This is a genomic window from Alistipes sp. 56_sp_Nov_56_25 (assembly GCF_001915285.1).
In the GTDB taxonomy this organism is placed as follows: Bacteria; Bacteroidota; Bacteroidia; order Bacteroidales; family Rikenellaceae; genus Alistipes; species Alistipes shahii.
On sequence record NZ_MNQF01000036.1, the window covers coordinates 1 to 12,859 of the forward strand.

Sequence of the window (12,859 nt, forward strand, 5' to 3'; positions counted from 1 at the left end):
CGCAGACGCACAGATCTTCTACAAACTGTGGGCGTGGGCATTACGCCGCCACCGCCACAAGGGTAAGAAGTGGGTTTACAACAGGTATTTTCTGTCGAAGAAAGGCCGGGCGTGGACATTCGGTACGATGCTGAAGAACAACGGGAAACCATTTCCGTACACACTGAAGTATCTATCCGATATTGATACGAAGACCAAGCCTATCAAAATCCGCAGCAAAGCCAACCCATTCGACCCGGAATGGCGACCATACTTTGAGATGCGTAACAGGATGAAAATGTTAAGCTCTCTCAAAGGCAAACAGGGCTTTCTCAGAATGTGGGAGAAACAAAATCAGCGTTGTCCGTTGTGCGGCGAGATAATCGACGCGGATAAAATCTGGACTATTGCGGAGTTATCCGACAAGTCCGGCAAATCCAAAATCATCGCCCATGACAGATGCAGTCGTACACTTACCCGTAAAATTAGAGCTTATGAGCCGGTTTCATAATAGAAACTTTGAGTTGCTTGAGCCGTATGATGCGAAAGTATCACGTACGGTTCTTAGAGGGGAAGGGAGCAGTAATGCTCCCGACCTACTCGACATTTTTCTGGACAATCCTGCCGAAACATTCCAGCAGTTCGAGAAACGTACCCGGAACCTGCAATCGCTGTCCCGGTATAGCCGCGCCAATCAGATCAACAAGGAATGGCTCGATCAGTTTTTGAACGAGGGACATAGCCGGGGCCTGACGCCCGTGCGGTGTCATTGTAATGTCTTGGCGTGGTCGGACGATGCGGAGCAGTTGAAACGCATTAAGTCGGATGTGGGGTCGCAGCTTGCGACGATGGAGTGTAAGCCGCGGCATAACACGGTCGATGTTCCGGCGCTGTTCTGGGCAGGGATTCCCGGCAACGAAAGTGACTTCCCGGCAGAGGAAAGTTTCTATACCTACCTGGAACAAGCCCTGTGCTTTTTCGTGGAGGAAACGAATTACCGGGATTCGCCGTCGCCGTTCGGAATAAAAATGGTGGACCGGATTACGGGTAAACCCCTGCATCTGGACATATCCGACGAGCCGATGAAACGGGGTGTAATCTGCAACAGGAATCGTATCGTCATTTCAGGATCGGGAGGTGGCAAATCTTTCTTTGTCAATCACTTGGTTCGTCAGTACTACGAACAGGGCACACACGTTGTCCTGGTCGATGTGGGAAACAGCTACAAAGGGCTGTGTGCATTAATCAACCATCGCACGGGCGGTCAGGACGGAATTTATTTTACCTATACCGAGGACAATCCGATCAGTTTCAACCCGTTTTTCAGCGACGATAATATCTACGACGTTGAGAAGCGCGAAAGTATCAAGACGCTGATTCTTACCCTGTGGAAACGGGACAATGAACCTCCGCGCCGCTCCGAGGAAGTCGCGCTGTCAAACGCTGTGAGCCTGTATATTCAGCAAATCCAGAACCGTGACGACCTGCGCCCGTCGTTCGACACGTTCTACGAATTTATCGACAAAGAGTATCGCGGATTGCTCGAACGCAAGCGTGTCCGGGAAAAGGATTTCGACATCGAGAATTTCCTGAACGTCTTGGAACCCTACTATAAGGGCGGCGAATACGATTACCTGCTCAACTCGGAACAGAACATCGACCTGCTGAACAAACGCTTTATCGTGTTCGAACTGGACAATATCAAGGATCACCCGATACTGTTGCCCGTTACGACGCTGATTATCATGGAGTGTTTTATTTCCAAAATGCGACGGCTGCAAGGCGTTCGCAAACTGATCGTGATCGAAGAATGTTGGAAAGCCCTGACAAGCGCATCTATGAGCCAGTACATCAAGTATTTATTCAAAACGATTCGCAAATTTTTCGGCGAAATCCTCGTCGTAACACAAGAGATCGACGATATTGTTTCCTCGCCGATTGTAAAGGAGGCGATCATCAACAACTCCGACACGAAAATCCTGCTGGACATGCGCAAGTACATGAATAAGTTCGACGCAATCCAAAACCTGCTGGGGCTGACCGATAAGGAGAAATCGCAAATCTTGTCTATCAACCTTGCGAACGACCCGAAGCGCAAGTATAAGGAGGTCTGGATAGGAATGGGCGGCGTTCAGTCTGCGGTCTACGCTACGGAGGTCAGCGCGGCCGAGTACTACACCTACACCACGGAAGAAAGGGAGAAAATGGAATTGTTCACGCTCACCGACAAGCTGGACGGGGACATCGAACTGGCGATCAAACAACTCGCCGAAAACAAAGAAAAACACGAACCTAAAAATTAAAATTATGTTTAAGAGTAAGAAAAAAAGAGCAATCGAATCGGCCATAGAACATCTTTCGGCGACGCTTCGCCATGCTGCCGAAAGCCTTGCCGCCGTCGCCGACGACGTGCGGGTGAGCCGTGCGGAAATCCGCAGGGATTACATCTGCGGCGGTTGGACGACCCCGGACCTTAACCGGGGACTTATTATCTCCAAGCTGCCGGAGGGATTCAATGCGGCAATTTACGCCCCGCCGCTGAACCGCAAGCGGACGCGCCTGCTGCGGGTCTTTGTCCGCGTGGACGGCGACATGCTGAAAGCCTGTTACGACGGTGTGGAGCATACGATCACCACGAACCCGCTGCATGACAGCATTACGTTTCCCGGCTACGGGACATTCCTGCGGGACGATCAAATTTTCGGATAGCCATGCGCAGAATCCTTTTATCCTTTCTCTCCGCGCTGCTCCTGTCGGGAGTGGCGCGGGCGCAGATTCCGGTGACGGATGCGGCCAACATTACGCAAAGCATTGTCAATTCCGTTACGGAGCTGGTGCAGACTTCGACCACGGCGGAGAATATGATCGGCAACTTCAAGGAAACCATGAAAATCTACCGTCAGGGCAAGGAGTATTATGACCGCCTGCGCAATGTTACGCACCTTGTCCGGGATGCCCGTAAGGTGCAGCAGTCCATTCTACTGGTCGGGGAACTCTCGGACATCTACGTAACAAGTTACGACAAAATGCTCACGGACGACAATTTTTCGTCGCAGGAACTTTCGGCCATTGCCGCGGGGTATAATAAACTTCTGGAAAGGGGCATGAACTCCCTGAAAGACCTGAAAGAAATCGTCAATCCGACGGATTACTCCATGACCGATAAGGAACGACTGGACCGCATCGACCAAGCGCACGGCGAACTCACGCACACGCGCGATCTGATGGTCTACTACACGCGCAAAAACATCTCCGTTTCGTACCTGCGTTCGCAGCGGAAAAACGATACGCAGCGGGTGTTGGATTTATACGGTTCGGCGGACGAAAAATATTGGTAGCTATGGTAATGCCTTTATCTGACGGGATGGATATTCATTTCACCAGCCTGCATAAAATTCTTCGCAACCTCTACGACCAGATGACGCCCCTAACGGACGATATTGCCACGTTCGCTACGGCCGTCGCCGGATTGGGTGCGCTGCTGTATATCAGCTACCGGGTCTGGCAGGCCCTTGCGCGGGCCGATGCCATCGACGTATTCAGTCTGCTGCGGCCGTTCGTTATCGGCTTGTGTATTATCGGATTTCGTCCTATCGTCGTCAATTCGATCAATGGAATTTTAAAACCGCTGGTCGTCGGCACGAATCATATCCTGAAAGATCAACTGCTGGATATGAAAGAACTTCAAAAGAAGAAAGACCGTTTGGAATGGGAGGAAGCTGTACGCCGCAAGACATACGGCGTAATAGACCCGAACGAGGATTACGACGCCGAATTGCGGGCGCTGGGGCTGGATGTTCCTACGCAAAGTGTCATGGATACGCTGTATGAGGTAACGCATATTTTCAGTACGAAATATTGGGTGCTTCAATTATTCCGGTGGCTGTTGGAAATCCTGTTCGGGGCTGCGGCATTGGTGATCGACACCCTGCGAACATTCTATCTGGTGATCCTTACGATTCTGGGGCCGATTGCTTTTGCAATCAGCATCTACGACGGATTTCAATCGACCTTGACCTATTGGTTTTCGCGCTATATCTCGGTCTATCTTTGGTTGCCTATCGCCGACCTGTTCAGCGCCATGCTTGCGAAGATTCAGGTTTTGTCGCTCGACCGGGACATCGAATTGATCGGCGAACACTCGTTCCTGCCGGATTCGGCAAACTCGGTCTACCTGATTTTCCTGCTTATCTCGATTATCGGCTATTTCACGATTCCGACCGTTGCAAGCTGGATTGTGCAGTCCGCAGGGACCGGGGCCTACAACAAAAAGGTTACGGGTGTTTTCGGCGGAGCTACAAACGTCGCCGCCGGAGCTGCCGGAGCCGCCACGGGCAATGTGTCCGGGGGACTGATGAAATAATAACACTTGTAAAACATGGAATTTAAAGCATTAAAAAACATCGAAACAGCCTACCAGCAGTTACGTCGTTATTCGATGGCGTTTCTGGGGTTGTGTGCCCTGATTACGGTCGTCGCCGTATGGAGGTCGTACAGCTTCGCTGAAAAGCAGCGTCAGAAGATTTACGTGCTGGACAACGGCAAAAGCCTGATGCTGGCCCTGTCGCAGGACCTTTGGCAAAACCGCCCCGTCGAAGCCCGCGAGCATGTCAAACGGTTTCACGAACTGTTCTTCACGCTCGCCCCGGATAAGGCGGCCATCGAAAGCAACGTCAACCGTGCCATGATGCTGGCCGACAAGTCGGCGATTGCGTACTACCGGGACCTCTCGGAAAAGGGGTTCTTCAATCGCCTGATCGCGGGCAACGTCAGCCAGCGCATTGTGGTAGACAGCATCGCCGGGAACTTCAACGACTATCCCTATGAACTTCGAACCTATGCCCGGCAGCAGATCATCCGCGAAAGCTATATCACCGAGCGCAGCCTTGTCACCTCGTGCCAGCTTATCAACACCGTTCGTTCGGACAACAACCCGCAGGGGTTCATTATCGAACGATTCACGGTATTGGAGAATAAAGACCTCGGACGCTATGATAGGTAAGCACATTCTCAAACCTCTGTGCGAGGTGAAAGACCGGGCGCTGGAGCATCTGAAGAACTATCTGGAGCAACGCACGCCGCGCCAGCGGTTGTATATCGTCCTTACCGCGCTGCTGCTGTTCGCAGCCGTGGATATATGGATGATCGTCAGCAGCCTTTCGGGGCACTCCGAACCGCTGCCTGCACAACACATCGAAGTATCAGTACCATTAAAACCGTAAACTATGTTAGGTAAGACCAAGAATCCGGGCGGACAATCCGCCCCGCAGAAAAACAAATATCTCGTCATTGCGCTGCTGTGCCTGCCGTTCGTGCTGTGCCTGTACCTGATCTTCGGCGGCAGCGGGGAGCAAGCCCCCGCCACGGTCGGCGGGTTGAATTTCAACATCCCGGACGGCCGGACACAGAATATCGAGGGCAACAAGCAGAAAGCGATGGAGCGCGAGCAGATGAACGAACAGCACGACGCCCGTGTGCGGACGCTGGCCGAAAGTACTTTCTCGCTGTCGGGCGATACGGTGCAGGCCCCGAAGCGTGAACAGGCCCAGCCCGACCAGATCGCGCAGTCGCGCAACACCTACCGGGACCTGACGCGGGAAATGAACTCGTTTTATGCCACGCCACGGCCCGACCCGCAGATCGCGGCTTTGAAAAAGCAGGTCGCGGAACTCTCCGCCGAACTGGAACAGTCACGCAAAAAGCCCGACCCGCTGGACTACATGGAACGCAGCTATGCCCTTGCGTCCAAGTATCTGGGCGGCCAGCCGCAGGCGCAACCGCAACCGGGGACGACCTCCGAGAAGTCGAAAGACCGCGCGGCATGAGCGCACCGCACGGCGGACGGAACAGTTTCGGGATTGTCGCAGCCTGTGAGCGATTCGGCGTTCATGGCGCAATACGGCAAGCCCCGCAACTACGGATTCAACACCGCCGTCGGAGAGGGTGTCGCGGAGAACCGCAACGCAATCCGCGCGGCTATTGACGCCGATCAGGTCATAACGGCGGGGGCCGTTGTCCGGCTGCGGCTGCTGGAGCCAATGCAGGTTGCACGCTATGTCCTGCCGACGAATACGGTCGTGTTCGGCGTGGCGGGCATCGAGGGGCAGCGGCTTTCTATCACCGTGAAAAGCATCGAAAGCGGGGGCAACATCATCCCCGTACAACTCACGGCGCACGACACGGACGGACAACCGGGGCTTAATATCCCGACCTCGTTAGAGCACGAAGCGGCCAAAGAAGCCGTGGCAAGCGTCGGTTCGTCGGGCATATCGAGCATATCGGTTACGCACAACGCCGGGCAGCAGGCCGCAATGGACCTTGTGCGGGGTGCAATGTCCGCGGGCAGTCAATACCTGAACGCAAAGATGCGGGAGGTAAAAATCAACCTCAAAGCAGGTTATCAGTTATTATTAATTTCAAAAGAGTAAAGCAAACATGAAAAATCTTATTATGACATTCGCGGCAGCCGTGGGCCTGTCGCTCGGCAGCTTCGCACAAGGTGCGGCTGAAAACAAAACCTTTTCCACGAATCAAATTGTCGCACCTTACGACATCGAAGTAACGTATAACAAAACCGTGCATGTCCTGTTTCCGGCGGCTGTGCAGTATGTCGATCTGGGCAGCAACGACATCATCGCGGGCCGTGCCAGCGGCGCGGAAAATGTCGTGCGCATCAAATCCGCCGTCGCGGGATTTCCGGGCGAAACGAATTTCTCGGTCATAACCGCCGACGGGTGTTTCTACACGTTCAATGTAACCTACGCCGACGAGCCGGGGCAGCTATCCGTGGAAATGGACGATTGGCTGCGCAAGAACCCTACGGCGGAGTATGCCAACGACCGCCTGTTCGTCAGGCTCTCGGAGTTGGGCGGCGAAACACCCGTGCTGGTAAATCGAATCATGTATTCTATCTACAAGAAAAACGCTGCGGACATTAAGTCCGTCGGCTCCAAACAGTTCGGGATTCAAACCCTCCTGAAAGGGGTCTACATTCACAAGGACCTCATGTATTTCCATATCGCCGTGCGTAACATGTCGAATGTGTCCTACGACATAGATTTCATCCGTTTCAAGGTCGTGGATAAGAAAGTCGCCAAACGAACGGCTGTTCAGGAAACCTATGTGAATCCGGTGCGGGTGTTCAGCCAGCAGAACACCGTGGACGGAAAAGCGACCGTTCGCAACGTGTTCGTATTCCCGAAAATGACGCTTCCGGACGACAAGGTGCTGACGGTCGAAATCTTCGAAAAGGGCGGCGGACGGCATCAGTCGTTCAACATCGCTAATGGGGAACTGGTCGGAGCGAAACTCATTAACGATCTGAAAACCCGGTAGTCATGCGAAAGTACATCATCATAGCACTCGCGGCGGTGTGCCTTTTCGGGCTGTGGCCCGGCCAGGCACACGCGCAGCGGGGGCTTCCCAAACAAAAGGGAATCCAAATCACGGCGGGCTGGGTGGACGGTTTTTCGTTCGTGAAAGCCGGACGGCGGGCCAACTTCTACGGTAGTGTTGCGTTCTCCAGATACAACCGCAATTCGACGCGCTGGCTCCTGGGGCTGGAATATCTGCAAAAGGATTACACTTACCGAGGCGAGGTCGTGCCCAAAGCGCAGTTCACGGGCGAAGCCGGATATTTCGTTCCGCTTACCGCAGACCGGGGCCGGAACGTCGTGCTGTCGGTGGGGTTCTCGGCGCTTGCCGGGTACGAATCATCGAATTGGGGCAACAAACTACTGCATGACGGGGCAAGGCTCCGGGATGCCGATTGTTTCCTGTACGGCGGGGCGCTTACGGCCGAAGTCGAAACTTATCTGTGCGATAAGGTCGTGTTCTTGGTGAGCGTCCGGGAGCGGGTGCTGGCCGGGTCCACGGTCGGGACCTTTCACACGCAGATCGGGTTCGGGTTCAAATTCATCATCAATTAACCGCGCATGAATCTACTGGAATTATTTTCAGGCATCGGGGGTTTCTCGCTGGGGCTTCGGCAAGCGGGATTTACCTTTGATAAGGTCTATTTTTCGGAGATAGACCGTCATGCCGTTGCTAACTTCAAACACAATTTTCCACATGCACAACACGTCGGATCAGTCTGCGACATTACAGGAACTTCCATTGAACGTCCCGATATTATCACTTTCGGATCGCCTTGCCAGAATTTCAGCGCTGCTGGAAACGGCCTTGGATTGCAAGGAGCAGAAAGTTCACTCATACGGTACGCGATTAAGGCCATTGACTACTTTAGACCTGACATTTTTATCTGGGAAAATGTTAAGGGCGTCCTCTTCGAACGACATTGCCGGGATTTTTGGGCTATCGTCAAGGCCCTTGCCGACATTGGGGTTTATCAGATCGAATGGCAACTGCTTAATACTGCATGGATATTACCCCAAAATCGGGAGAGAATCTACCTTGTCGGGCGTCTTGCAGAAAAATGCCGGGACAAAGTATTTCCTGTCTGCGAAAGTGTTTTCTCGTCTGAAAAAGAGGCAGAAGATGGACCGGAGGATAAAGATTGTTGTGGTACGCTTGTAAAGACCTACGGACAAACCTCGAATTGGATTACCTATGTATTGCAACTCCAGCGGGGCGAACAATTCGACGGGACATTGGAAGCTATCCATGAGGGGCGGCTGCGGTTGCTGACAGAAACGGAGTGCGAGCGGTTGCAGGGCTTTGCGGACGGTTTTACGCGCTATGGCGTCTATGACGGAGAGGTGCGGGAGATTTCCCGCACGCAACGGTATTCGTTGCTGGGCAACGCCGTCAGCCCGCCGATTGTGGAAAAGGTAGCTGCGAGAATCAAACAAACGACATTTTTGTAATTTATTATATTCAATTTATGAAAGAAGAAACAAGAAAAACAATGTTTTCATCCGTTCGGATGGACTGGGCTACGCCTATGGATTTTTTCAATGCGCTCGACGCGGAATTTCACTTCACACTCGATCCTTGTGCAAGTCCTGAAAATGCAAAGTGCAAGAAATACTATACAGAGCAGACAAACGGATTATTACAAACCTGAAAGGGCGAAACGGTGTTTTGTAATCCTCCTTACGGCCGTAATATTGCGGCGTGGGTTATCAAGTGCTGGCAGGAAGCGAAACAACCGGGAACAATCGTCGTAATGCTGATTCCGGCCCGCACGGATACGCGCTATTTCCACGATTTTATTTACCACCGGGCAACAGAAATACGGTTTATTAAGGGGCGTCTGAAATTCGGAGGTCAGAATAATCCCGCACCGTTTCCGAGCATGGTAGTAGTTTTCAAGGGATATAATAAATAAAATAAATAGCTATGCGAAAAATAAAAATCTGCGGCATCTTTGCCGCGCTGCTGTCGTTGTTCTCGTGTAACGATAAGATCGACGTGCAGCAAGCCTATGATTTCGGCATAACGACCTGGTATCTGCAAAAGACCATCAAGCCGGGGGAGCCTGTCGAAATTCGTTTCTACCTAACCCGTGAGGGATTTTATGCCGATGCGGAGTTTTCAATCGGTTACGTTCAGATCGAGGGCGAGGGCATCGTTTACGACACCCGCAATACACGGCTGGTAAACCGGGAGTTCTGCGCTCTGGATGATATTGCCGACCTGCAGGACGGGGTTTTCACGCTCTACTACCGCAGCACGTCGGACAAAAATTCAACGTTGAAATTCATCGTCATGGATAACTTCGGCCAGACACGGGAATTGCAGATCGAGTTTGAAAGTGAAATGTAAGGGAAAAGGCGGCCGGTATGAAGTGCACCCCAAAGATTGGCCGGATTAATATTAATTTAGATAGCATGAGTTCGGTACTGCACCGGGCTCATGTTGTTTAAAGCCCTCTTTATTCGTTTGTTGCCCTTTGAATATTGCCGTTGATTTGTCATAGCGCATAATCGAGGTGGTATTTAATATATTCAAATTGAAAATCACCACATTCGGCACGGGGTAGCCGGAGATGGGCTACACGAGGATTGTATTTATATTTATTAGTAAGATATTCCACCATTTTTTCATAAGCATCGTAGCCACTTTTGGCAAAAAAGTTTCCCTTATACAATTCTATTCCTTTGATCGTGCCGCGTTCATTCGTGTATACTGTCAAATAGAAATAATATCGTACAGCATATATTCCCTCCCGGATTTCGGATAACTCCTGCCGACGCTTGTTTACTAATTCCTTATTCTGTTCGAATCGTTCCAGATTTATTTTTTCGAGTTGTGTCTGATAAAGCCGGTTGTGTTCTTCCAGAGTGTCGGCCAATGCCGGGTAATAGTTTATGTGCGTTGAACCTGTGCCCGTTGTTTGGAGCATGTTCAATCCCGAATATTTTTTGGTTTTATAAATGAAATAATCGACGGTTCCGGCTTCGTTTCCCACGATTTCGCCAAAGAAAATAGCGTATATCCGACACTCTGCTGTTTCGCTGCATTTCAGTTGTTTCGCACTTCTCGGATTTATAAGGGAATTGATGAAATAGATAGCTTGTTCCGGTGTGCTGCATAGTTCAATTCTATTGAAGTACACGAACACATATTTTCTTTTGAGATTCATACGTTACAAGTTTTATGAAAAAGAGAAAGCAGTATAACAAATATAGCTTTTATTTGTTGAATTTCAAATACCTGTGATATGTTTGAGGACTGAATTTTTTTCGTGCATGGCTCGAATAATATAAAAATGTGTCAGAGTGATTTTAAAAGCCAATGATAACAAGAAAGGACGGCTATCTTTGCCGTTCTTCTCCTATTTTCTTCACGTGCATTGTTTCCGGGGTGTAATTACGGTCAGTTGCCGTAATCTTTGGGGTAAGTTACTCCGGTATGTGTACAGGTCAGGTCGAATGCCCACGCTACGGCATTGAATGTTGAAAGGCGCGTAGGTTCCATACGCAAATCATAAATACCGATACCCCCGGCATTGGCTCGCATTGATTGTATCGTGCGAACTTTGACCGCACTATCACTTAATGGGCCTCTTAAATCTATACTGAACGGAAGATAGTGTGATACCGGGAACATTGAAGATAGGTAATAACCGTTCAATGAACCTTGGTGCGTCAGGTCGATACATGCTACGGCTTCGGGTGAAAGCGTATTGGTATTTCCCCAATCCAGCAGGGTAATTATTTTGTCGGTTTTGTTTCGCAATTTCAGAATAACATTGCTGAATGAGGTTGAATTTGCCGGTGGCCAGCCGCGGGTTCCGTATTCCGACCATTCATCGTCGAGGAAATAGCCGTCCACACCGGCGGCCTCCCCGACCTCGATAATCTGGTTGCAGAACGATTCTGCTTGTTGATTCGTGAGGTTTGCGAACCCGGCTCCGGTATGGTCGCCCAGATAGCCGAGCAGGACTTTGATACCTTTTGCCTGGAGCGGTTTGATATATTTGTCGGGATCGGCGAGAATAGCTGCGTTATTGGGATTGTTGTAGGCATAAACATTCCCGTTGGCATCTCCACGGATGTTGGACGAATAGATCACCACATGGGTAAAGAACGGTTCGCCGTTGGAAAGGTAATACTCTCCGGCATTGAGGATATTTACGTCGTTGACTTCCACGATCAGATGCCGGGCGAAGTTTTCTATTGTCGCCGCGCGGGTCATGGGGGTAGTTTGTCCGTCCGGTTGGGCTATGACGGGTTCTTCTGCGCTATTGCAGGCTGTAAAAGTGTATGCCGCTGCTGCGAACAGCATACACGCTATTATCATTCTTTTCATAGTCGTAGTTCGTTTAGGATGAAAAACCGCACACCACTTTCGCGGTGCGCGGACACTTTAATCACAACCTATTTCTTCTCATTTTGCGTAAAACATTAATTGCCATAGTCTTTCGTGTAGGTCGTTCCGGTGTGCGTAACGGTTTCACCGAAAGCCTGGGCTGCTGCGTTAAACGACGAAAGGCGATAGGGCGACATCGGCAGGTTGAAGAAACAGATACCACGTGCATCGGCGTTCTTGGCCTGCGTTGTGCGAGATCTGATTGCGGTGTCCGAAAGCGGACTGGTCAGGTTTACGAACAGCGGCAGGTATTTGCTAGCCGCGAACGACGAATTGAACCCATAGCCGTTCAGCGAACCCTGGCAGCCCCAATCGAGATGGCTGATAGCCGTGGATGAGAGCGTACCGGTGTTACCCCAATCGAATACGCTGATCGACTTGTTGGTCTTGCCTGCCAGCGCGATAATCATGTTGCTGTACGAAGTGCTGTTAGCATAGGGATAGCCGCGGGTTCCGTACTCCGCCCATTCGTCGTCGAAATCGTAGCCGTCTACGATATTGTCGTAGGCAACCAGATCATCCGTGTAAGTGCCGATTTGTGCTGCGGTAAGATTTGCAAAGCCGGCTCCGGTGTGGTCGCCGAGGTTGCCCATAATCACCTTGATGCCCTTGGCTTGAAGCGGAGCAATGTAGGTTGACGGATTTGCGAGAATTGCGGCGTTGTTCGGGTTGTTGTAGTTGTGAACGTTGCCCGATGCGTCGCCGCGGATGTTGGATGCAAAGAGAATGACGTGCGTAAAGAACGGAGTGCCGTCCGACAGGAGATATTCTCCTGCGTTGAGAGGATTGACGTCGTTTACTTCCACGTAAACAACGCGGTAGAAGTTGCCGAGCGTTGCCGCGCGGGTCATCGGGCCGGCCTGATCGGTCGGGTCGTTTGCGATGGGTTCCTCGGCCTGCTGGCACGAGGTCATCAACAATGCGGATGCAGCGAACAAGGTGCAGGCTGCGAATAAGAATTGTCTTTTCATAAGGCTAATTTTGGTTAAAAGGTTGAGGTTTGAGAATTAGGCGTATAGGTCATTTCGGGTGCTAAAATCGTTGTAATACTGGTGTCTGTCAGTATGATATGACCATTCAAAACTTTTGAACACATATTTGATGC

At 51.1% G+C, this 12,859-nt stretch carries 13 protein-coding genes and 4 pseudogenes; 14 read left to right on the top strand and 3 right to left on the bottom strand.

The window, feature by feature from the left end; translation table 11 throughout:
• The 14 genes and pseudogenes from BHV64_RS08505 to BHV64_RS08570 all read left to right on the top strand — a co-directional run.
• Positions 1-490 (top strand): annotated as a pseudogene (locus BHV64_RS08505) (group II intron reverse transcriptase/maturase); the annotation flags it as partial.
• A gap of 94 nt (positions 491-584) precedes the next feature.
• Positions 585-2,282: pseudogene (locus tag BHV64_RS08510) on the top strand (TraG family conjugative transposon ATPase); the annotation flags it as partial.
• Between the two features lie 4 nt (positions 2,283-2,286).
• Positions 2,287-2,688 carry a hypothetical protein gene (locus BHV64_RS08515; protein ID WP_018697357.1) on the top strand — a complete coding sequence of 134 codons (402 nt, stop codon included), beginning with the start codon at positions 2,287-2,289 and terminating at the stop codon, positions 2,686-2,688.
• A gap of 2 nt (positions 2,689-2,690) precedes the next feature.
• Complete coding sequence (locus tag BHV64_RS08520) at positions 2,691-3,317, top strand: DUF4141 domain-containing protein (protein ID WP_195559907.1); 627 nt, start codon at positions 2,691-2,693, stop codon at positions 3,315-3,317.
• A 26-nt stretch (positions 3,318-3,343) separates the two neighbouring features.
• Positions 3,344-4,342: a conjugative transposon protein TraJ gene (gene traJ / locus BHV64_RS08525; RefSeq protein ID WP_441294229.1), complete on the top strand. Its 999-nt coding sequence runs from the start codon at positions 3,344-3,346 to the stop codon at positions 4,340-4,342.
• Between the two features lie 15 nt (positions 4,343-4,357).
• On the top strand, positions 4,358-4,981 hold the full coding sequence (traK, locus tag BHV64_RS08530; RefSeq protein ID WP_288115735.1) for a conjugative transposon protein TraK: 624 nt from the start codon (positions 4,358-4,360) through the stop codon (positions 4,979-4,981).
• Entirely contained in the window at positions 4,971-5,201 is a 231-nt protein-coding gene (locus tag BHV64_RS08535; RefSeq protein ID WP_244076886.1) for a TraL conjugative transposon family protein, read from the top strand. Before traK ends, BHV64_RS08535 begins: the two co-directional genes overlap by 11 nt.
• A gap of 3 nt (positions 5,202-5,204) precedes the next feature.
• Positions 5,205-5,804, top strand: a complete 600-nt coding sequence (locus BHV64_RS08540; RefSeq protein WP_015546365.1) for a hypothetical protein — start codon at positions 5,205-5,207, stop codon at positions 5,802-5,804.
• Between the two features lie 24 nt (positions 5,805-5,828).
• Positions 5,829-6,407, top strand: a pseudogene (gene traM / locus BHV64_RS08545) (conjugative transposon protein TraM); the annotation flags it as partial.
• Positions 6,408-6,414: 7 nt separating this feature from the next.
• The gene (gene traN / locus BHV64_RS08550) at positions 6,415-7,314 is read left to right on the top strand and encodes a conjugative transposon protein TraN (RefSeq protein WP_288115736.1); all 900 of its coding nucleotides are present in this window, start codon (positions 6,415-6,417) and stop codon (positions 7,312-7,314) included.
• A 2-nt stretch (positions 7,315-7,316) separates the two neighbouring features.
• Entirely contained in the window at positions 7,317-7,907 is a 591-nt protein-coding gene (locus BHV64_RS08555; protein WP_288115737.1) for a conjugal transfer protein TraO, read from the top strand.
• Positions 7,908-7,913: 6 nt separating this feature from the next.
• The gene (locus BHV64_RS08560) at positions 7,914-8,804 is read left to right on the top strand and encodes a DNA cytosine methyltransferase (RefSeq protein WP_288115738.1); all 891 of its coding nucleotides are present in this window, start codon (positions 7,914-7,916) and stop codon (positions 8,802-8,804) included.
• 59 nt (positions 8,805-8,863) lie between these two features.
• Positions 8,864-9,268, top strand: a pseudogene (locus tag BHV64_RS08565) (DNA N-6-adenine-methyltransferase).
• A gap of 11 nt (positions 9,269-9,279) precedes the next feature.
• On the top strand, positions 9,280-9,705 hold the full coding sequence (locus BHV64_RS08570; RefSeq protein ID WP_288115739.1) for a TraQ conjugal transfer family protein: 426 nt from the start codon (positions 9,280-9,282) through the stop codon (positions 9,703-9,705).
• Between the two features lie 148 nt (positions 9,706-9,853).
• Here the strand turns inward: BHV64_RS08570 and BHV64_RS08575 are convergent, their stop codons facing one another.
• The 3 genes from BHV64_RS08575 to BHV64_RS08585 form a co-directional block, all read right to left on the bottom strand.
• The gene (locus BHV64_RS08575; RefSeq protein ID WP_015546359.1) at positions 9,854-10,525 is read right to left on the bottom strand and encodes a hypothetical protein; all 672 of its coding nucleotides are present in this window, start codon (positions 10,523-10,525) and stop codon (positions 9,854-9,856) included.
• Between the two features lie 233 nt (positions 10,526-10,758).
• A complete protein-coding gene (locus BHV64_RS08580; protein WP_229100552.1) occupies positions 10,759-11,694 on the bottom strand; it encodes a glycosyl hydrolase family 18 in 936 nt (311 codons plus the stop codon).
• A gap of 95 nt (positions 11,695-11,789) precedes the next feature.
• Complete coding sequence (locus BHV64_RS08585; protein WP_229100551.1) at positions 11,790-12,725, bottom strand: glycosyl hydrolase family 18; 936 nt, start codon at positions 12,723-12,725, stop codon at positions 11,790-11,792.
• Positions 12,726-12,859: the final 134 nt, after the last annotated feature.